The 18,572-nt window shown below is 69.8% G+C and carries 22 protein-coding genes; 13 read left to right on the top strand and 9 right to left on the bottom strand.

The annotated features are described in order from the left end of the window. The first annotated feature begins 1 nt into the window (after position 1). The 12 genes from ABCQ75_RS06755 to ABCQ75_RS06700 all read left to right on the top strand — a co-directional run bounded on the left by ABCQ75_RS06755 (position 2) and on the right by ABCQ75_RS06700 (position 10,351). Positions 2-946 carry a type II secretion system F family protein gene (locus ABCQ75_RS06755; RefSeq protein WP_345884129.1) on the top strand — a complete coding sequence of 315 codons (945 nt, stop codon included), beginning with the start codon at positions 2-4 and terminating at the stop codon, positions 944-946. Between the two features lie 10 nt (positions 947-956). Next, the gene (locus tag ABCQ75_RS06750) at positions 957-1,838 is read left to right on the top strand and encodes a type II secretion system F family protein (RefSeq protein WP_345884128.1); all 882 of its coding nucleotides are present in this window, start codon (positions 957-959) and stop codon (positions 1,836-1,838) included. A 384-nt stretch (positions 1,839-2,222) separates the two neighbouring features. Next, positions 2,223-2,423, top strand: coding sequence for a Flp family type IVb pilin (locus tag ABCQ75_RS06745; RefSeq protein ID WP_345884126.1), 201 nt, complete (start codon positions 2,223-2,225; stop codon positions 2,421-2,423). A gap of 436 nt (positions 2,424-2,859) precedes the next feature. Further along, entirely contained in the window at positions 2,860-3,063 is a 204-nt protein-coding gene (locus ABCQ75_RS06740; protein ID WP_345884125.1) for a Flp family type IVb pilin, read from the top strand. Between the two features lie 138 nt (positions 3,064-3,201). Then, entirely contained in the window at positions 3,202-3,570 is a 369-nt protein-coding gene (locus ABCQ75_RS06735) for a TadE/TadG family type IV pilus assembly protein (protein WP_345884123.1), read from the top strand. Continuing rightward, entirely contained in the window at positions 3,558-4,604 is a 1,047-nt protein-coding gene (locus tag ABCQ75_RS06730; protein ID WP_345884122.1) for a pilus assembly protein TadG-related protein, read from the top strand. Before ABCQ75_RS06735 ends, ABCQ75_RS06730 begins: the two co-directional genes overlap by 13 nt. A 50-nt stretch (positions 4,605-4,654) precedes the next feature. Then, complete coding sequence (gene cpaB, locus ABCQ75_RS06725) at positions 4,655-5,383, top strand: Flp pilus assembly protein CpaB (RefSeq protein ID WP_345884120.1); 729 nt, start codon at positions 4,655-4,657, stop codon at positions 5,381-5,383. Next, positions 5,383-6,591: a CpaE/TadZ family protein gene (locus ABCQ75_RS06720; protein ID WP_345884118.1), complete on the top strand. Its 1,209-nt coding sequence runs from the start codon at positions 5,383-5,385 to the stop codon at positions 6,589-6,591. Before cpaB ends, ABCQ75_RS06720 begins: the two co-directional genes overlap by 1 nt. Beyond that, a complete protein-coding gene (locus tag ABCQ75_RS06715; protein WP_345884117.1) occupies positions 6,588-8,108 on the top strand; it encodes a TadA family conjugal transfer-associated ATPase in 1,521 nt (506 codons plus the stop codon). The genes ABCQ75_RS06720 and ABCQ75_RS06715 overlap by 4 nt, the downstream gene beginning before the upstream one ends. After that, positions 8,108-9,028: a type II secretion system F family protein gene (locus ABCQ75_RS06710; protein ID WP_345884115.1), complete on the top strand. Its 921-nt coding sequence runs from the start codon at positions 8,108-8,110 to the stop codon at positions 9,026-9,028. Before ABCQ75_RS06715 ends, ABCQ75_RS06710 begins: the two co-directional genes overlap by 1 nt. Positions 9,029-9,036: 8 nt before the next feature. Next, a complete protein-coding gene (locus tag ABCQ75_RS06705; RefSeq protein ID WP_345884114.1) occupies positions 9,037-9,915 on the top strand; it encodes a type II secretion system F family protein in 879 nt (292 codons plus the stop codon). A 28-nt stretch (positions 9,916-9,943) separates the two neighbouring features. Continuing rightward, positions 9,944-10,351, top strand: coding sequence for an Hpt domain-containing protein (locus ABCQ75_RS06700; protein WP_345884112.1), 408 nt, complete (start codon positions 9,944-9,946; stop codon positions 10,349-10,351). Positions 10,352-10,374: 23 nt separating this feature from the next. Here the strand turns inward: ABCQ75_RS06700 and ABCQ75_RS06695 are convergent, their stop codons facing one another. Continuing rightward, positions 10,375-11,205 carry a response regulator transcription factor gene (locus ABCQ75_RS06695; protein ID WP_345884111.1) on the bottom strand — a complete coding sequence of 277 codons (831 nt, stop codon included), beginning with the start codon at positions 11,203-11,205 and terminating at the stop codon, positions 10,375-10,377. 135 nt (positions 11,206-11,340) lie between these two features. Here ABCQ75_RS06695 and ABCQ75_RS06690 point away from each other — a divergent pair, with 135 nt between their 5' ends. After that, entirely contained in the window at positions 11,341-13,014 is a 1,674-nt protein-coding gene (locus ABCQ75_RS06690; RefSeq protein ID WP_345884109.1) for a sensor histidine kinase, read from the top strand. Here the strand turns inward: ABCQ75_RS06690 and ABCQ75_RS06685 are convergent. From ABCQ75_RS06685 to ABCQ75_RS06650, 8 genes are all read right to left on the bottom strand, one after another. Beyond that, positions 13,011-13,949 carry a tRNA pseudouridine synthase A gene (locus ABCQ75_RS06685; RefSeq protein WP_427916057.1) on the bottom strand — a complete coding sequence of 313 codons (939 nt, stop codon included), beginning with the start codon at positions 13,947-13,949 and terminating at the stop codon, positions 13,011-13,013. The genes ABCQ75_RS06690 and ABCQ75_RS06685 overlap by 4 nt on opposite strands. A gap of 33 nt (positions 13,950-13,982) precedes the next feature. Then, positions 13,983-14,591, bottom strand: coding sequence for a 50S ribosomal protein L17 (gene rplQ / locus ABCQ75_RS06680; RefSeq protein ID WP_345884107.1), 609 nt, complete (start codon positions 14,589-14,591; stop codon positions 13,983-13,985). Positions 14,592-14,648: 57 nt separating this feature from the next. After that, positions 14,649-15,662 (bottom strand): DNA-directed RNA polymerase subunit alpha, encoded by a 1,014-nt coding sequence (locus tag ABCQ75_RS06675; RefSeq protein ID WP_345884105.1) that lies wholly within the window; start codon positions 15,660-15,662, stop codon positions 14,649-14,651. A gap of 180 nt (positions 15,663-15,842) precedes the next feature. Next, on the bottom strand, positions 15,843-16,247 hold the full coding sequence (gene rpsK / locus ABCQ75_RS06670; RefSeq protein ID WP_077491065.1) for a 30S ribosomal protein S11: 405 nt from the start codon (positions 16,245-16,247) through the stop codon (positions 15,843-15,845). A 42-nt stretch (positions 16,248-16,289) separates the two neighbouring features. Continuing rightward, entirely contained in the window at positions 16,290-16,667 is a 378-nt protein-coding gene (rpsM, locus tag ABCQ75_RS06665) for a 30S ribosomal protein S13 (protein ID WP_077491066.1), read from the bottom strand. Positions 16,668-16,880: 213 nt separating this feature from the next. Then, complete coding sequence (gene rpmJ, locus ABCQ75_RS06660) at positions 16,881-16,994, bottom strand: 50S ribosomal protein L36 (protein WP_011775570.1); 114 nt, start codon at positions 16,992-16,994, stop codon at positions 16,881-16,883. 69 nt (positions 16,995-17,063) lie between these two features. Beyond that, a complete protein-coding gene (infA, locus tag ABCQ75_RS06655) occupies positions 17,064-17,285 on the bottom strand; it encodes a translation initiation factor IF-1 (protein ID WP_011775571.1) in 222 nt (73 codons plus the stop codon). A gap of 340 nt (positions 17,286-17,625) precedes the next feature. Continuing rightward, positions 17,626-18,498, bottom strand: coding sequence for a type IV toxin-antitoxin system AbiEi family antitoxin domain-containing protein (locus ABCQ75_RS06650; protein WP_345884242.1), 873 nt, complete (start codon positions 18,496-18,498; stop codon positions 17,626-17,628). Positions 18,499-18,572 lie beyond the last annotated feature (74 nt).

Raw genomic sequence — 18,572 nt, 5'->3', positions numbered from 1 at the left:
CATGGGCATCCAACTCCCTCTCCTCCTGGGCCTCCTCGCGGTCTACGCCGGCGCCGGCGTCCTCGTGGCGCTCGCCATCACGGGCCGGCGCACCGTGAGCAGCGACCGCAAGCGGCCGGCAGCCACCAAGGACGCGCCGTCGGCCTTGGGGAAGTTCGCCGACACGGCCGCGGGGGCTCTCACCAAGACCCTCAAGGGAAGAGACATCCGCCTGCTGTCCGCCAGCAGGTTCGAGCAGGCCGGTGTGCGGCTGCGGGCCGGGGACTTCCTCCTCCTGTGCGCCGCGGGGGCAGTCGCCGCCGGCTTCCTGGGCTTCGTGGTCGGCGGGATCGGCGCCGCGGTGCTGTTCGCCGTCCTCGTGGTGGTGGGCCTCCTCCTGTGGCTCAACCTCAAGGCCTCCCGTCGCCAGGCGAAGTTCGCCGAGCAGCTCCCGGACATGCTGCAGATGCTCTCGGGAAGCCTCCGCGCCGGGCACAGCCTCCTTCGTGCGGTGGATGCTGCCGCCGAGGAATGCGAGGCACCCATGTCCACGGAGCTGCGCCGCGTGGTCAACGAGACGAGGATCGGCCGGGACCTGACCGAGTCCTTCCTCGAATCCGCCTCTCGCATGAAGAGCCAAGACCTCACTTGGACCACCCAGGCCATCGAGGTCCAGCGCGAGGTGGGCGGCAACCTCGCCGAGGTCCTCGACAACGTGAACAACACCATCCGGTCCCGCGCGCAGCTGTCGCGGCAGGTGCGCGCGCTCGCGGCGGAAGGCAAGCTCTCCGCCATCATCCTCGTTGCGCTGCCGATCGGCCTGCTCGTCATCATCTCGGTCATCAACCCCACGTATGCGAGGACGTTCTACACGACCCTCCCGGGGTGGCTCATGCTCGGGGTCGTGTTCGTCCTGCTGGGAATCGGCTCGCTGTGGCTCAGCCGGCTCATCAAGCCGAAGTACTGAAGGAGTCATCATGCAACCCCTTCCCCTCGCGGCGGTCCTCATGGTGATGGCGCCGCTCACGTACCTGGTCTGGAGCTTCGTGGGGAGCGGCTGGGCCGCCCGCCGAGCCATCCAGCGCAATCTGGGCCTCAGCAAGGCTGGCACCCGGGAATCCGGAGCCACGCTCCAGGAGAGCCTGCACGGCCTGGCCCGCAAGGCCATGCCCACCGGCTATGCCGCGTGGCTGGACAGGAAGATCGCAGGCGCAGGTCGCCCCAAGGCCTGGCCGCTCGAGAAGGTCGTGGTGCTCAAGCCGCTCCTCGCCCTCGGCGGGATGGGTCTCGGGCTGATCGCCATGGCCGTCGGGCCCGCACCGGCCATGGTCCTGCTGACCGCTGGCTTCATGGCGCTCGGGTACTTCCTGCCGGACCTCCTGCTCATCAACACCGCGCAGAAGCGGCGAGAGGGCATCCAGCGGGCGCTGCCCAACATGCTGGACCAGATGCTCATCTCGGTCGAGGCTGGTGTGGGCTTCGAGTCCGCCATGTCCCGCGCTGCCCAGAGCGGCGTCGGCCCGCTCGCGGACGAGTTCACCCGGACGCTCCAGGACATCCAAGTAGGCCGCTCCCGCCGCGAGGCTTACCTCGACCTCGCCAAGCGCGCGGACGTCGCAGACCTGAACTCCTTCATGCGGGCCGTGGTCCAGGCGGACCAGTACGGCATCGCGATTGCGAACGTCATGCGCACCCAAGCCTCCGAGATGCGCCTCAAGCGCCGGCAGCGGGCCGAGGAGCACGCCATGAAGATCCCCGTCAAGGTGCTCTTCCCGCTCGTGCTGTTCATCTTCCCCTCGCTGTTCATCATCGTGCTGGGACCGGCCGCGCTGAGCATCGCGAAGGCGCTCTTCGGCTGACTCGGTGCGAAGGCGGATCCGCCTCCGCCGTTCCAGGCGCCACCACTCGCACCGCGCCGCTCAACTCGCACCAACTGCACTCGCACCCCTTGGACGGAGCCCCCTTCCCGGTACCCAGAACCGGCAAGGGGGCTCCTTGGCGTGCAGCCAGCCCGTGGAAGCGGCCCGAAAGAGTTTGCGCAGGAGTCAGCGGGGCGCAGGAAACGGCGCAGCGGAATGCAAGGAAAGCGCAAGGAAAGCGGCTCTCCGGCCATGTGTGCGAGGGTTGTGCGAGCTTAGCCGCAGATCGCTCTGGCGCCGGCGGCAGGGTCCGTAATGTCAATGGTGGAGCTGGCAGTCGGCCAGCCGACAACCACCAGAATCCCCCTCGCACAGGAGTCAGAAATGCTTTCCCTCATCGCAACCCTCCACGTCGCCGGCCTCAAGCTCAAGGAGCGCGTCCTCTCGGGCGAGAAGGGCGCCACGGCGGTCGAGTACGGCATCATGGTCGCCCTCATCGCCGTCGTGATCATCGTCGCCGTCACCGCGCTCGGCGGTCAGCTCAACACGCTCTTCACGAACGTCAAGACGAAGATCACCCTCTGACTGGAACGTCAGGCCACCTCGGGCCGGCGGCATCGTACGATGCCGCCGGCCCAAGCGTATCCGGCCATCACGGTGCAGCCAGCTGGCCCGGGGGCGCGTTGGGCCTCCAGGCCTTGCCGCCATCTGCCCGGGCGAGCGGCGCATGGATCTTCTGCGTGCTGCCGGCTGGGCCACCAGTGCCAACGGCCACTTCGCCGCATAGACGGTTCCCACCCGAAGGTCGAGCGTCACCGGGACGCCAGGAGACCCGACGAGCAGACCCCGCGGAGTGCAAGGAAAAGCGCAGGGAAAGCGGCTCTCCGGCCGCGGGTGCGAGGGTTGTGCGAGCTTAGCCCCAGATCACTCTGGCGGGGCCGCGAGCGTCCGTAATGTCGATGGTGGAGCTGGCAGTCGGCCAGCCGACAACCACCAGAATCCCCTCGCACAGGAGCCAGAAATGCTGTCCCTTATCGCAACCCTCCACACCGCCGGCCTCAAGCTCAAGGAGCGCGCCCTCTCGGGCGAGAAGGGCGCCACCGCCGTCGAGTACGGCATCATGGTCGCCCTCATCGCGGTCGTGATCATCGTCGCCGTGACCGCGCTCGGCGGCCAGCTCGACACCCTCTTCACGAACGTCAAGACCAAGGTCGCCGGCATGTGAGACCGCCCGCGGCTGCCTCCGAGCCGGCGGCCCTGCCGGCCCGGAGGCAGCCCCGGACTGACCGGCCCGTATCCGCGGGCCAACCCTCAGCACCACCCCCCACCGCCTTCCCATCCCATTCCCCCCGAGGAGGACCGATTGCGCACTGACCGCGAGCGCGGCGCTGCCGCCGTGGAGATGGCCATCATCCTCCCCGTCCTTGTCGCCCTCGTCATGGGAATCGTCGAGTTCGGCAGGGCCTTCAATGCCCAGCAGACGCTCACCTTCGCCGCCCGCGAAGGCGTCCGGGCCATGGCCCTCGAGAATGACGCCACGACCGCCCGCACGGCGGTCCGCAGCGCCGGGACCCCCCTGGGCACCATCCCGGACTCCTCCATCACCATCTCTCCCACCTCGTGCACGACCGGCACTCGGGTCACCGTCACGGTCGCCTACCAGCTCTCGACCACGGGCTTCTTCGGCCCGATCAACCTCTCCGGGAAGGGAGTCATGCTGTGCGGCGGCTGATCCAACGCCAGGCGCACGACGCCGGCAAGCACCACGAGCGCGGCGCCATCGCCGTCGTGACGGCGATCCTCATGACCGTGCTCATCGGCTTCGCTGCCCTTGCTGTCGACGGAGGCATCCTCTTCGCCGAGCGCGCGCAGCTCCAGAGCGGCGCGGACGCCGCCGCCATGGCCGTGGCACAGAAGTGCGCCCGCAACACCGCTGACCCCGACTGCCAGTCCACCTCTCCGGTGGCGCAGGAGCTCGCCAACAAGAACGCGGCGGACAATACGAGCCTCCTCTCGAGCCTCACCGTGGACACGGCGGCGCGCACCGTCCGCGTCGTCACCGGCGCCCAGGAGGCCGGCGTCCGCCCAGGCGCGGTGGCCCTCTACCTCGGCCGGATCTTCGGCGCCACGGACGCGGACGTCGCTGCGAAGGCGGGCGCCGCTTGGGGCAGCCCCAGCGCAGGGCGGACCGCCTTCCCCCTCGCCTTCTCCGTGTGCCAGATCCAGGGCTTCGTGGACGGCGGCATGCAGCTGCTCCAGGACCACGGCAAGAACCTCAATCCGGACTGCACCTACGGCCCCTCCGGCGCGGTGGTGGACGGCGGCTTCGGCTGGCTCGTCCAGGACGCCGGCCAGTGCGGCGGATACATCGATGTGGCCCTGAGCGAGGGCGGCAGCGACCCGGGCAACAGCGCCCCGGGCAACTGCTCGACTACCCTCACCAAATGGGCCAATGACCTCCAGGCGGGCAAGCAGGTCGTCGTCCTCCTCCCGGTCTTCACCTCCGTGACCGGCACAGGCAACACCGCCGTCTACTCGATCAAGGGCTTTGCGGCCTTCAAGGTGGCCGGCTGGAAGTTCTCCGGAGACTCGGGAGTGCCGAACACCTTCCGCAACCGCTCGCCTGACGTCCCGCTCTCGCTCGAATGCACCGGCGAATGCCGAGGCATCATCGGAAGCTTCATCACCTACATCTCCGTCGCAGACGGCTACAGGCTCGGCCCGGTCGACGGCTTCGGCACCCGAGTCGTCCGACTCAGCCGCTAGCCCCCAGCCATCGCTCTCCGCCCACACTCCGAACCCACCGAAGGAATGCCATGAAGTCCCGTCTCGTTGCCGGAGCCGCAGCGCTCGTCGCGGCCGTGATCGGCATCGTGCTCGTCCTCTCCTATGCCAGCGGCGCCGACAGCCGGGCCATGGCGGGCATGTCGCCCAAGGACGTGGTCGTCGTCGTCAAGGCCGTGCCCGCCGGCAGCCCCGCCGAGACCGTTGCGCAGTCCGTCGAGGTGCGGTCGCTCCCGGCCGACGCGGTGGCCCCGTCCGCACTGACGAGCCTCGACGGCACGGCCGGAAAGGTCGCCTCCGTGGCCCTCGAGCCCGGCGAGCAGCTGCTCTCGGAGCGGCTGGTCTCCCCCGAGTCCCTGGCCCAGCCGGGAACGGTCCCGGTGCCCAAGGGCCTCCAGGAGGTCTCCTTCCAGCTGGACCCGCAGCGCGCTGTGGGCGGACGCCTCGCCGCCGGCGACACCGTGGGTGTGTTCCTCTCCTTCGAGAAGGGCGCCGTCCCCGAGGGCGAGAGCACCAAGCACGCCCTCCATCGGGTCCTGCTCACCTCCGTGCAACGCGCCCCGCAGGCCGAGGCCGCAGAAGGACAGGACGCCGCGAGCGCGCTGCCAGGTGGTGCGCTCATCTTCACCGTGGCGGTGACGAGCGAGCAGGCCCAGAAGATCGTCTTCAGCGCCCAGTTCGGCACCATCTGGCTCAGCAAGGAGTCCAAGGACGCCGGCCCCGGTGCCGAGAACCCCATCGTGGTCAAGGAGGTGTACTGATGAGCCTGTTCGTCCTCGTCTCCCCTGACGCCGAGTTCGCCCAGCGCATGGGCACCGCCGTCGACGGCGGGCTCCCCGGCGCCCTGCAGGTCCTCGCGGACGACCTTCCAGCCGAGCCGGAGGAGCTCTTCGCGGCCCTCGGCGGAACGATGCCCGAGGTCCTGGTCTTCGGTCCCGGGATCTCCCTCGATGCGGCCCTGCGCTTCGCAACCGTCATGGACATCCGGTTCCCCGGCGTGACCATGCTCATGGCAGCTCCTGCCGACGCCGAGCTCGCGCTCGCCGCGATGCGCGCCGGCGTACGTGACGTGGTGGCCCCGGACATCGATCCCGAGCAGCTGCGGATCGTGCTCCAGCGCGGCGCCCAGGCTTCGGAGAGCCGTGTGCGCACCGCGGCGGCCAGCGAAGCCGGCGCAGACGGCGGTGCCCCCCGCGGACGTGTGATCGGCGTGTTCTCGCCCAAGGGCGGCGTGGGCAAGACGACCCTCGCCACCAACATCGCCGTGGGCCTGGCCAAGGCTGCTCCCCTGCGCGTCGTCGTGGTGGACCTGGACCTCCAGTTCGGGGACGTCGCCTCTGGCCTCGACCTCGAGCCCGAGCACACGATCACCGACGCCGTGACTCCGGCGGCGGCCCGTGACTCCCTCGTGCTCAAGGCCTTCCTGACCATGCACCCAGGCAGCTTCTACGCCCTGTGCGCGCCCCGGAATCCCGCAGAGGCGGACAGCATCGGCGCCGAGCAGGTGAGCCACCTCATCCGGCAGCTCGCCGAGCAGTTCGACTACGTGGTCCTGGACACCGCCCCGGGACTCGGCGAGCACACGCTCGCAGGCCTCGAGGCCTGCACCGACGCGGTCTGGGTCACGGGCATGGACGTCCCCGGCGTGCGAGGCCTTCGCTCGAGCCTCCAGATCCTCGCCCACCTGGGCCTCGTCCCCGAGTCGCGGCACCTCGTCCTGAACATGGCCGACCCCAAGGTCGGCCTGTCCGTCAAGGACATCGAGGTGACGCTCGGGCTTCCCGTGGACGTGAGCGTTCCCCGGTCCCGCACCGTTGCCTACTCCACCAACCGCGGCATCCCCGTCCTCCAGGCCCCGCGCCGGGGAGACAAGGCCGCCACGGCGCTCGGCCACGTGGTCGAATGCCTCACCCCTTCCGACAAGTCCCGCGCCGCACGGCGCTCACACCGACGGGTAGTCGTCTCATGAAGCTCTCCGAACGCCTCGCCTCTGCAGGAGCCCCAGCCGCTGGCGGTTCCGCGCCGAAGCCCACGCTCGTCGCCGTGCCAGCGGCAGCGCCGGCGTCGTCCGCTGCAGCACCGAAGGCCACCGCTGCGCCGGCGCCTGCCCCTGCCATGGCCCTCACCCCCAAGGCTGCGCCGACGGCGCCTGCACAGCAGGCCGCGGGCCCGGCCGGTGTGCCCCAGGACGCGCTCGCCGGGATCAAGCAGCGGGCCGCGAATGCGCTGTTCGAGCGCATGGGCGCGCGGTTCTCCGACCCCGGCGCGACCGAGCACGAGCTTCGCGCCGCCGCGCGCGAAGAGCTCGTCCAGGTGATCGACGGGGAGCAGGTCCCCCTCAGCTCGCCGGAGCGTGCGCGGCTCCTGAAGGACATCGAGGACGACGTGCTCGGTTTCGGGCCGCTGCAGCGCCTGCTCGACGACGAGACCGTCACCGAGATCATGGTCAACCGCCATGACCAGATCTACATCGAGCAGAAGGGCAAGCTCACCCTCTCCGAGCTCCGCTTCTCCTCGGAGGCGCAGCTGCGCACTGTCATCGAGCGGATCGTCTCCAAGGTGGGGCGCCGCATCGACGAGTCCTCCCCGCTGGTCGATGCGCGCCTCGAGGACGGTTCCCGCGTCAACGCGGTCATCCCGCCCCTCGCCGTCGGCGGCTCCTCGCTCACGATCCGGAAGTTCAGCAAGTCGCCGCTGACCGTCAAGAAGCTCATCGAGTTCGGCACGCTGACCCCGGACATGGCCGAGCTCCTCGAGGCGTGCGTCAAGGCGCACCTGAACATCATCGTCTCCGGCGGCACCGGCACCGGCAAGACGACGCTGCTCAACGTCCTCTCCTCCTTCATCCCCGGCGGCGAGCGCATCGTCACGATCGAGGACGCCGTGGAGCTCCAGATCCAGCAGGACCACGTGGTCCGGCTCGAGAGCCGCCCCTCGAACACCGAGGGCAAGGGCGAGGTCACCATCCGCGACCTGCTCAAGAACTCCCTCCGTATGCGGCCTGACCGCATCGTGGTCGGCGAGGTCCGCGGCGGCGAGTCGCTGGACATGCTCCAGGCCATGAACACCGGCCACGACGGCTCGCTCTCGACCGTGCACTCGAACTCGCCGCGTGACGCGATCGCGCGCCTCGAGACCCTGGTCCTCATGGCCGGCATGGACCTGCCACTCAAGGCCATCCGCGAGCAGATCGCCTCCGCCGTGCACCTGATCGTCCAGGTCTCGCGCCTGCGCGATGGCTCGCGCCGCATCACCCATGTGACCGAGGTGCAGGGCATGGAAGGGGACGTCGTGACACTCCAGGACGCCTTCGTGTTCGACTTCGCGGCGGGCGTGGATGCCAACGGCAGGTTCCTCGGCAAGCCCATCCCCACCGGCGTGCGCCCGCGGTTCCTCGAGCGGTTCGAGGACATGGGCATCCGGGTCCGTCCCAGCGTCTTCGGCTCCATGCCGGTGGGCTCGGGAGCAGGTGCACCGTGGAGCTGATGTACGGAGCCCTCCTCATGCTCGCAGCAGGCGTGGTCTTCGCCGTGCTCGCCGTCCGTCCTGGCCAGAGCAGCCTCCCGCTGGCCCGACGCCGGCCCGGCATTCCCCAGGGCACGCTCCTCTCCAGGACTGCCGCCGAGGCGACCGCGGCCCTCCAGGGCTGGTTCGCACGCCACAGCTTCCACCTTGTATCGCCGGAGAAGCTCGAACTCGCAGGGATGCGCAGCACGCAGGCGGAACTGACGATCATGGTCGGAGCCGGCGCCCTCGTCGGGATCGCGGTGGGCCTCGTCATGGGGAACCTCCTCCTCAGCCTGCTCCTCGCCGTCCTCGCGGCCGTCGCGCCCCGAGTCATGGCCACGGTGCGCATCCAGCGGCGCCGCAAGGCGTTCGGCCTGCAGCTCGACGCCCTGCTCGACCTGCTCTCCGGCAGCCTCCGGGCCGGGCACAGCATCCTGCGCGCCATCGATGCCGCTGCAGCCGAGAGTCCTCAGCCCACCGGCCAGGAGATGCGCCGTGTCGTCCGCGACAGTGCTCTCGGCCGTGACCTGCTCGAATCCCTCGAGGAGACTGCCGAGCGCATGGACAACGAGGACTTCGTGTGGGTGGCCCAGGCCATCCAGATCAACCGCCAGGTCGGCGGCAACCTCGCCGAGGTGCTCGACCAGGTGAACGAGACCATCCGCGAGCGCGCAGAGATCAAGGGCCACATCTCAGCTCTCGCAGCGGAGGGCAAGTTCTCCGCCTACATCCTCATGGCGCTGCCCATCGGCATCGTGGTCATGCTCATGGTCGTCAACCCGGGCTACATGACGGTCATGTTCACCAACCCCATCGGCTGGGCCATGATCGCCGCGTCCGTGATCCTCATGACCATCGGCGGCCTCTGGCTGCGCAAGCTCGTCAACATCAAGTTCTAGGAGACGCCATGATCCCCCTCGCAGCCGCGCTCCTCGTCGCCCTTCCCGCTGCCGCGGTGAGCTGGTCGCTCCTGGCCAACGACCGGGGCGCCGCCCGCGCCATCAGGGCGAATCTGACCCGTGGCCACGCCGCGGACCCCGCGGCGAGCGGCGGCCCCACGACCGTCCCGCTGTTCGAGCGCCTCGGCCGGCGATTCACGCCGGAGTCCTACATCCGCCGGCTCGACCGCATGCTCTCACTCGCCGGACGCCCCGCCTCCCTGCCCCTCGGGCGGGTCCTGGCCGCGAAGCCGGCGCTCGGCCTCGCCGGCCTCGCCTTCGGCCTGCTCATGTCAGGCAACCCGGCGCCGATCCTCAAGCTCATGGCGCTGTTCCTCGTGGTCTTCGGGTACTTCATCCCGGACCTGCTCCTCTACAGCAAGGGGACCGAGCGCCAGAAGGCCATCCAGCAGGAGCTTCCGAACATCATGGACCAGCTCCTCATCTCGGTCGAGGCGGGCCTGGGCTTCGAGGCAGCCCTCTCCCGTGCGGGGAGCACGGGCACCGGGGCGATGGCCGAGGAACTCGTGCGCACCCTCCAGGACATGCAGGTGGGCCGGAGCCGGCGCGACGCCTATCTCGGCCTGGCCGAGCGCACCACCGTCCCCGAGGTGCGCAGCTTCGTGCAGGCGGTCATCCAGGCGGACGAGTACGGCATCGCGATCGGCCGCGTGCTCCGCGTCCAGGCGAAGAGCCTCCGTCTGCGTCGCCGTCAGCGTGCGGAGCAGCAGGCCATGAAGCTCCCCGTCAAGGTCCTCTTCCCCCTGCTGTTCTTCATCTTCCCCGTGCTCTTCATTGCACTTCTCGGCCCTGCAGTTATCAACACAATTGCTATATTCTCGAAGTAGGTCTCGGATGCTTATCAAGGAGCCAATCATGCGCGCGTCCGAGGACACCAACGGACACAGCCCGGGCGGGCCGCTCGTCGACCCGACGGTCCTCAGCGAGCTCGCGGAGGACGTGGGGCCCCGCGCCGCGTCCTCCTTCGCGCAGGAATACGCGGTCATGTGGCCGCGACGGCGCAGTGCCCTCGCCCAAGCGGTGGCCAACGACGACGGCGAGGCGGCCATGGACGTCATCCTCAGCGTCCGCGTCTCCTCGGCAATGGTCGGCGCCCGCCGCCTCGAGGACCTCGCCGCAGGCCTCGAGAGCCGCCTCCGGGCGCACGGGGTCGCGGCGCTGCGGCCGTTCCTGGACGACGTGGAGCGGTGCGGGAACGAGACCGCGCGGGTCCTGGCCGGGCCCGAAGGCCATTCCGGGCCCCGCGGCCCGCGCCACCACTGAAGCGACCGGCAGGCAGCGCCGCGCTACTGGTCGTGCGCGCGGGCGGGCGCGATCCGGTACCCCACCCCGCGCACGGTGACGAGCCAGCGAGGCGCCCTCGGGTCGTCCTCGAGCTTGCGGCGCAGGTTGCCGATGTGGACCTCCACTGCACGCTCGTCCGCCTCGCTGATGTACGCGTCCACGCGGAAGCGGTCGCCGCGGGCCACCCGGACGAGATCAGAGCGGGAGACCACGCTGCCGCCAGCCTTGAGCAGCGCCCGGAGCAGGTCGAACTCGCTGCGCGTGAGCTCGAGCTCGGTGCCGTCCAGGCTTGCGGTGCGGGTAGCGGTGTCGACGACGAGCCCGCCGTGCCGGAGGACATGCGCCGGCGCGGGGTTGCCGGGCCTTCCGGCGCCACTGTGACCGGGCCCCGCGGCTGCGGGGGCTCCCGCGGCTGGGGTTCCCGCGGCGCCAGATGCAGCATCTGGGACACCTCCTGCTCCGCCGCGCGGGCGGCGCAGCATGGCCGCGAGCCGTGCGCGCAGCTCGCGGGGCCGGAACGGCTTGGTGATGTAGTCGTCGGCCCCGGACTGGAGGGCCAGGAGGGTGTCGGTCTCGTCCTCACGTGCAGTGAGCATCACCACATACGCGTCACTGGTCTGGCGGATCCGCCGGAGCACCTCGAACCCGTCGAAGTCCGGCAGGCCGAGGTCAAGGGTCACCACGACGGGGTGGCGATCACGCGCGAGCTCCACACCCTCGCGCCCCGTGGAGGCTGCCGCAACGGTGAAGCCGGCCTGCTCGAGGACGTCGCAGAGCAGCTGCCTGACGTCGTCGTCATCTTCGATGACAAGGGCTGTTCCCAGATCGTCCATTCGAGCCCTCCTGTCGACAATGTCGTCATTGCCGCCTACTTTGTATTTAGTATTACTACTCCTACTTTCCCATGGGGGGGAAGGCAAACGGGGAATACAGGGTGTAGACCTGAGCCGACTTGACGAAGGGGCAGCGTGACAGTCAGCGAACAGGCCATAGTCGGACGCGCTACACGGTACTTCCAGAGCCTGCGGCCGCGGGCCCGTGTCCTCCTCTCCCAGCTCCCCCTCACTGCCGGCGTCACGGCGATCTTCCTCGCCGGACCGAGCCTCCTCGACAATCCCGCCGCGCATCCCGGCTTCCAGATCGGGCTGTGGCTGCAGCTGGCCGCGCTCATCGCCTGCGTCGCGATCCCGTGGGAGCACTTCGACGCCCATGCGCCGCTGACGATCCCGTTGCTCGACCTCGTGTCCCTCTGGTTCCTGCGCAACGGGAGCGATGACCAGATCCTCGGTCTGGGGAACCTCGCGGTGTTCCCCGTCATCTGGCTCGCCGGGTCCACCCTCAGTGCCGCCTGGGTCCTTCCGCTGACCTTCTTCAGCGGGCTCGCGATCACCCTGCCCACGCTGCTCGACGGCGTGCCGGACCCCACGCCGAGCCAGTGGGCGACCACCATGCTGCTCCCCCTGCTCCTGCTCACGGTCGCCCTCGCCATCCGCACCGCCGGAGCGGGCCTGCGCAGCCAGGAGCGACAGGTCCGCGCCCAGCAGAAGCAGCTGCAGCGGCTCCTGGACACCGCGAGGGAGACAGAGCGTCTCGTCAACGCCATCCTCGACACCGTGGACGTCGGGATCGTCGCCGTCTCGCCCCAGGGCCGGCTCAGCCGCCTCAACGTGCGATTCCGCAGGATGCTGGCCGACGCCGGGCTGAGCCTCGACAGCGCGAGCGCCGCCCCGCCCTCGCTCCCGCTCCTGGACCGGGACGGGCGGACGCGCCTCCCGGAGAGCCGCCAGCCGCTGCGGCGCGCGGCCGAGGGCGGGAGCATCGACGGCGAAGTGGTGTGGATGGGGCACGAGGACTCCGCGAGGGCGCTGTCCGTCCGGGCGCGCCCTCTGGACGGCGGCGGCGCCGGCGGGGTCGTCACGTTCGGCGACGTCACCGGGCTCATGGAGGACGTCGAGGCCAAGGCCGAGCTCGTGCGCACGGTGGCGCATGAGTTCCGGACCCCGCTCACCTCCGTGCTCGGGCACCTCGAGCTCGCCCTCGAGGCCGAGGAGCTGCAGAGCGCAGTCCGCCGGCGGGTCACCATCGCCCATGGCAGTGCCGAACGGCTGCTCCGCGTCGCCTCGGACCTCCTCGCCTCCTCCGCCGAGGTCCTCCCCGTCCGCCCCGCCCCGACGGACCTCGCGCCGACCCTGCGCGAGCGCAGCGAGTCGGCGCAGCCCGCGGCCACCGCTGCGAGCATCACGATCAACGTCGACGTCCAGGAGCCGCTGCACGCCCACGCGGACGCCTTCCGCATCGGCCAGGCCGTCGACAACCTGCTCTCGAACGCCATCAAGTACTCGCCCGAGGGAGGCCGGGTGACGCTGAGCGCGCACTCCGAGGACGGCTGGGTGACCATCGGCGTGCGCGACACGGGCATGGGGATCCGCCCTGAAGACCTCCCCATGGTGTTCGAGCGGTTCTTCCGCAGTGACGTGGCACGCCGCGCCCACATCCCCGGCGTGGGCCTGGGCCTCGCGATCGTGCGCATGATCGCGGAACGGCACGGCGGCAGCCTCGCGTGCGAGAGCGAGCCCGACCGCGGCAGCCTCTTCACGCTGCGCATCCCCTCCGCCGCGCACCTTGGCGCCGGGGCCTCCTAGCCCGCGATCTCGTCCCGCAGCGCGCGCGTCTGCTCTGCCCGCGCGGCCATCTCCGCCGGGGAGGCCGGGTAGCCGACCTCCTCGAGCACAAGGGGGTGCGGCGGCGCGAGACGGGTCTTGGCATCGCGGACGCGGGCGAGCAGCCTCTCGTGCAGCCATTCGGTCCGCTCGAGCCCCTCGCCCACGCGCAGCGCGGATCCCACGAGCGCGCGCACCATGTTGTGGCAGAACGCGTCCGCCTTCACGTGCGCCACCACGACACCCTCGTGCGTCCGCTCGAACGAGAACTCCTGGAGCTCCCGCACGGTCGTGGAGCCCTCGCGGGGGCGGCAGAATGCGAGGAAGTCGGCGAGCCCCAGGAGCTGTGCGGCGGCACCGTTCATCCGGCCGACGTCGAGCGGCGCCCTGTGCCAGAGCGTGATCCCGCGCAGGAGCGGGTCCCAGTGCTCGGGCCGGTCCGCGATCCGGTAGGAGTACCGGCGCCACAGGGCGGAGAAGCGGGCGTCGAACCCCGCGGGAGGCACGACGGCGGAGCGCACCTCGAGCGCGCCCGTCGCTTCCCCGAGCACCCGGCTGAGCGCACCGCGGAGGCGACGGACGAGCACGGCCTCCGGCGCGTCGTCGGACCTCCGGGCGAGGGCCTCCCACTCGGCGGCCTCCAGGTCAGCGTGCACCACCTGGCCGCGCGCGTGGACGCCGGCGTCCGTCCTCCCGGCCACGACCACGCGCACGGGCCGGCGCACGATGAGGGCGAGCGCCTCCTCGAGCGCGCCCTGGGCCGTGCGGCGCCCCGGCTGGACCGCCCACCCGCTGAACGGCCCGCCGTCGTACGCCAGATCCAGCCGCACCCGCACGCCCGGCCGCGCAGCACCTTCCCCGGACGCGGGAAGGCCCCCGTTCCCAGAAGCGGGAACGGGGGCCTTCTCTGCGCTCATGCACCCCAGTCTAGTGGGGCGCATCCGCGGGCCTTACTTGGCGTCGTCGGCCTTCTCCTCGGCCGGAGCCTCGGCAGCGTCCTCAGTCGGAGCCTCGGCGGTCTCCGTCGCGGGAGCCTCCGCGGTCTCGACCTCAGCGGCCTCGGTCTCGACAGCCTCGGTCTGGGTCTCCTCGACCTCGGCCGGAGCCTCAGCAGCCGGAGCAGCCTTGGCGGCGCCCTTCTCAGCAGCCTTCTCGGCCTCCTTCACCACAGCCTGCTTCGCCGAGACCGGCTCGAGCACGAGCTCGATGACAGCCATGGGGGCGTTGTCGCCCTTGCGGTTGCCGATCTTGGTGATGCGGGTGTAGCCGCCGTTGCGCTCGGAGAGCTGCGGGGCGATCTCGGTGAAGAGCTCGTGGATGATGCCCTTGTTCGTGTTCGTGCGCGCCGAGATGGCGGCCTGGACACGGCGGCGCGAGGCGAGGTCGCCGCGCTTCGCGAACGTGATGAGGCGCTCGGCCACCGGGCGGAGGCGCTTGGCCTTCGTCACGGTGGTGGTGATGCGCTTGTGCTCGAACAGGGCAGCGGCAAGGTTGTTGAGCATGAGGCGCTCGTGCGCCGGGCCACCGCCCAGACGCGGACCCTTGGCGGGTGCAGGCATTTCTTATCTCCTCGTGTGGACCGTCACCGGCTAGGGGCCGGCAGCGGCAAAGTTGTCTTAGAGCTCGTCGTCGCCGTACGAGGCCTCGTCCTCGTCGCCCGCGGCAGCGCGCGCAGCGAGGGGATCGAACCCGACGGGCGAATCCTTGAGCGAGAGGCCCAGCTCCACGAGCTTGGCCTTGACCTCGTCGATCGACTTGGCACCGAAGTTCCTGATGTCCATCAGGTCCGCCTCGGACCGCGCCACGAGCTCACCCACGGTGTGGATGCCCTCGCGCTTGAGGCAGTTGTACGAGCGCACGGTGAGGTCCAGGTCCTCGATCGGCAGCGCCATGTCCGCGGCGAGAGCAGCGTCCGTCGGGGACGGGCCGATCTCGATGCCCTCGGCGGCGGTGTTCAGCTCGCGGGCGAGGCCGAACAGCTCCACCAGGGTGGTGCCGGCGGAGGCGACGGCGTCGCGCGGCTTGATGGCCGGCTTCGTCTCGACGTCGACGATGAGCTTGTCGAAGTCGGTGCGCTGCTCGACACGGGTGGCCTCCACGCGGAAGGTCACCTTGAGCACCGGCGAGTAGATCGAGTCGACCGGGATGCGGCCGATCTCCGCGTCCACGGACTTGTTCTGCGCCGCGGAGACGTAGCCGCGGCCTCGCTCGATGGTCAGCTCGAGCTCGAACTTGCCCTTGGCGTTCAGGGTGGCGATGTGCAGGTCCGGGTTGTGGATCTCCACACCGGCCGGCGGGGCGATGTCCGCCGCCGTCACGACGCCCGGGCCCTGCTTGCGCAGGTAGGCGACGACAGGCTCGTCCTGATCCGAGGAGATGGACAGGTTCTTGAGGTTGAGGATGATCTCGGTGACATCCTCCTTCACCCCCTGAACCGTGGTGAATTCGTGCAGCACGCCGTCAATCCGGATGCTGGTGACTGATGCCCCCGGGATCGAGGACAGCAGGGTGCGGCGCAGCGAGTTGCCCAAGGTGTACCCGAAGCCGGGCTCCAGCGGCTCGATCACGAAGCGGGAGCGGTTCTCGGATACGACTTCTTCAGACAGGGTGGGGCGCTGTGCAATGAGCACTAGGTTTTCCTTTCAGCGAGCATCCGCTATATGACGCAACACAGATGGATGGAAAAGGGTCTTAACCCAGTCATGAAGCCTGCTGGCCCGCCCGAGGGGCGTGCCCGGCGTCGTGCGCCCTTCCAGACGCACGACGCCGGGGTTCCGCCACGGGCGGGTCCAGCCGGCCCCGGCAACGAGTCAGACGCGGCGGCGCTTGGGCGGGCGGCAGCCGTTGTGGGCGCTCGGGGTCACGTCCTGGATGGAACCGACCTCGAGGCCCGCGGCCTGGAGTGCGCGGATGGCGGTCTCGCGGCCCGAGCCCGGACCCTTGACGAACACGTCGACCTTGCGGAGGCCGTGCTCCTGGGCGCGCTTCGCGGCGGACTCGGCGGCCTGCTGCGCGGCGTACGGGGTGGACTTGCGGGAGCCCTTGAAGCCGACCTCGCCGGCCGAGGCCCACGAGATCACAGCACCGGTCGGGTCCGTGATGGACACGATGGTGTTGTTGAAGGTGCTCTTGATGTGCGCCTGACCGAGCGCGATGTTCTTCTTGTCCTTGCGGCGCGGCTTGCGGACCGACGTCGCACGAGTCTTCGGGGGCATGTGCTATCTCCTACGTGAGGTTCTCGGGTGACGCGACCGCTATCAGCGGCCGGCCTTCTTCTTGCCGGCGACGGTGCGCTTCGGACCCTTGCGGGTACGAGCGTTGGTCTTGGTGCGCTGACCGCGGACCGGGAGGCCCTTGCGGTGGCGAAGACCCTCGTAGCTGCCGATCTCGACCTTGCGGCGGATGTCGGCGGCCACCTCGCGGCGGAGGTCACCCTCAACCTTGTAGTTGCCCTCGATGTAGTCGCGGAGCTGGACGAGCTCGGCGTCCGAGAGGTCCTTCACGCGGACGTCGGGGCTGATGCCCGTGGCAGCGAGCGTCTCCTTCGCACGGGTGCGACCCACGCCGTAGATGTAAGTGAGCGCGATTTCCAGCCGCTTTTCGCGGGGAATGTCAACGCCAGCGAGACGAGCCATAGTGGCGGTTCTCCTTGTGTACTCCGGAGGTCGTAGGCAGTACACCCGCACTCTCCTGTGCGGCCCCAGCCTCCGGGCCGGGGGTCAGCTGTCCGGGCCCTGAATCGTCCCAGCGCAGCTTGTGCTGCCTTTATCTAGTTATTGCGTGGGCGTTGCCGTGGCTGCCCGTTGCGGGGTCCCGTCCCGTCTGTTACGGGGTCCCGTCCCGGGAAATCAGCCCTGGCGCTGCTTGTGGCGCGGGTTCTCGCAGATCACCATGACCCGACCGTTGCGGCGGATCACCTTGCACTTGTCGCAGATCTGCTTGACGCTCGGCTTGACCTTCATGGGGCGTTCCTTTGCGTTTCGATAGCAGGTGGTCAGCATGTGCCGCCGGGCATGCCCGACGACGGCTGCTTACTTGTAGCGGTAGACGATCCGGCCGCGGGTCAGGTCGTACGGGCTGAGCTCCACCACCACGCGGTCCTCGGGGAGGATGCGGATGTAGTGCTGACGCATCTTCCCAGAGATGTGAGCGAGCACGACGTGCTTGTTCGTCAGCTCAACGCGGAACATCGCGTTGGGCAGCGCTTCAGTCACGACGCCCTCAATCTCGATGACACCGTCCTTCTTGGCCATAGCCTCCGCTAACTGTTGTGCCGCCGGGCGCACGGGGCCCCTGACGGACGTGTATGGTTGACGGCTGCTGCCCTCACACCCTCAAAAGGGCATGGATGGGCCGACAGCCAACAATCAACTGTACGCCACGTGGGGCGGGAAGTTAAATCCGCCCATGCTACACGTCGGGGTCAAGGCGTCCAGCTCCCGGTCCTTCGCCAGCTCTCCGCGGACAGCTTTCCCCACGAGCCGCGCCGACACGCCGGCGTGCAAAACGACACGCCGCAGGCAACGCCGTCGTGCGCCGCCTTGCTGGGGAAACGTGCGCGCTGGCCCGGCCGGCGCGGGCCCTGAGCCCGCCCTACCGCCCGCTGCCCTCTGCTGGCCGGATGTAGTGGTCCACGCGCTGGCGACGGTCCGGAAGGCCTCCGAGCGCGAGCCTCCGCGCCACTACCGCCCGCACCCTCTCTACCATCCACTCCGGCCGGTGCACCACATCCGCGTAGCCGAACCGCACCACCGCATAGCCCTGCGCCTGCGCCGCAAGGTCACGTTCGTAGTCCTTCTGGCGGGATTCGGGCCTCCGGTGCTCCTTGCCGTCGAGCTCGACGTCGACACAGTCCTCCACGATGTGGTCCATGGAGCCCACGCCGGCAACGGTCACCTGAGGGTCCACGCGGAAGCCGGCCCGCCGCAGGTGGACTCGCGCCACGGTCTCGATCAGCGAGTCCGCTCCCCTGTCGACCAGGTCAAGGATGGCGAGCGCGCGGCGACTGCCCGGCCCGCGGAGCAGCCCGCGAAGTTCGGCAACCGTCACCCTCTGCTGGAGGGCGGCAGACTCGACCATGACGAGCGCCTCGAGCTCCGGCAGGCACGCGAGCGCATGCATGAGAGTGTCCATGAGGGATGCAATGAACGCACCCTCTGGCTCCTTCCAGGTGCCGCGGTGGACCACGGCGTCTGCGGCCTTGAGCTTGCCGTCGGGGCGCAGCAGATGGAGTGCCTCGGGCTCCGCTAGCAGCCAGAGCCCGTGGGCCCGTGCCGCCGAGGCGCAGGTGAGCATCGAGTTCGTCTCCGCACAGCGCATGAGCAGCGGGTCAGCTCCAGCGAGGGCATAGATACCGGGCCGCACACGCTGGACCACGCCCTCGGCGACTGCCTTCTCCAGCATCCTGCGACCGACCCCCGCCGTGCGAAGCTGACCGGCTCGGGCCACTCCGCCGCATCGCCGCATTGCCTCGAGGAGTTCCAGCACCCTGCCATCGTGCGGGTCCGGGCGGCCGCCCGGGGGGACCCGGCAGCTGGATG

The organism is Sinomonas halotolerans (genome assembly GCF_039615075.1).
Taxonomy (GTDB): Bacteria; Actinomycetota; Actinomycetes; order Actinomycetales; family Micrococcaceae; genus Sinomonas; species Sinomonas halotolerans.
This window is presented reverse-complemented; position numbering and strand designations above follow the sequence as displayed.

Bases quoted from the DNA above. Each gene is read 5' to 3' on its own strand.
- ABCQ75_RS06650 (WP_345884242.1), bottom strand. From the start codon at position 18,498: ATGCGGCGATGCGGCGGAGTGGCCCGAGCCGGTCAGCTTCGCACGGCG.
- ABCQ75_RS06685 (WP_427916057.1), bottom strand. From the start codon at position 13,949: ATGAGCGCAGAGAAGGCCCCCGTTCCCGCTTCTGGGAACGGGGGCCTT.
- rpmJ (WP_011775570.1), bottom strand. From the start codon at position 16,994: ATGAAGGTCAAGCCGAGCGTCAAGCAGATCTGCGACAAGTGCAAGGTG.
- rpsM (WP_077491066.1), bottom strand. From the start codon at position 16,667: ATGGCTCGTCTCGCTGGCGTTGACATTCCCCGCGAAAAGCGGCTGGAA.
- ABCQ75_RS06700 (WP_345884112.1), top strand. From the start codon at position 9,944: ATGCGCGCGTCCGAGGACACCAACGGACACAGCCCGGGCGGGCCGCTC.
- ABCQ75_RS06695 (WP_345884111.1), bottom strand. From the start codon at position 11,205: ATGGACGATCTGGGAACAGCCCTTGTCATCGAAGATGACGACGACGTC.
- ABCQ75_RS06740 (WP_345884125.1), top strand. From the start codon at position 2,860: ATGCTGTCCCTTATCGCAACCCTCCACACCGCCGGCCTCAAGCTCAAG.
- rpsK (WP_077491065.1), bottom strand. From the start codon at position 16,247: ATGCCCCCGAAGACTCGTGCGACGTCGGTCCGCAAGCCGCGCCGCAAG.
- ABCQ75_RS06705 (WP_345884114.1), top strand. From the start codon at position 9,037: ATGATCCCCCTCGCAGCCGCGCTCCTCGTCGCCCTTCCCGCTGCCGCG.
- rplQ (WP_345884107.1), bottom strand. From the start codon at position 14,591: ATGCCTGCACCCGCCAAGGGTCCGCGTCTGGGCGGTGGCCCGGCGCAC.
- ABCQ75_RS06745 (WP_345884126.1), top strand. From the start codon at position 2,223: ATGCTTTCCCTCATCGCAACCCTCCACGTCGCCGGCCTCAAGCTCAAG.
- infA (WP_011775571.1), bottom strand. From the start codon at position 17,285: ATGGCCAAGAAGGACGGTGTCATCGAGATTGAGGGCGTCGTGACTGAA.
- ABCQ75_RS06715 (WP_345884117.1), top strand. From the start codon at position 6,588: ATGAAGCTCTCCGAACGCCTCGCCTCTGCAGGAGCCCCAGCCGCTGGC.
- cpaB (WP_345884120.1), top strand. From the start codon at position 4,655: ATGAAGTCCCGTCTCGTTGCCGGAGCCGCAGCGCTCGTCGCGGCCGTG.
- ABCQ75_RS06755 (WP_345884129.1), top strand. From the start codon at position 2: ATGGGCATCCAACTCCCTCTCCTCCTGGGCCTCCTCGCGGTCTACGCC.
- ABCQ75_RS06720 (WP_345884118.1), top strand. From the start codon at position 5,383: ATGAGCCTGTTCGTCCTCGTCTCCCCTGACGCCGAGTTCGCCCAGCGC.
- ABCQ75_RS06750 (WP_345884128.1), top strand. From the start codon at position 957: ATGCAACCCCTTCCCCTCGCGGCGGTCCTCATGGTGATGGCGCCGCTC.
- ABCQ75_RS06710 (WP_345884115.1), top strand. From the start codon at position 8,108: ATGTACGGAGCCCTCCTCATGCTCGCAGCAGGCGTGGTCTTCGCCGTG.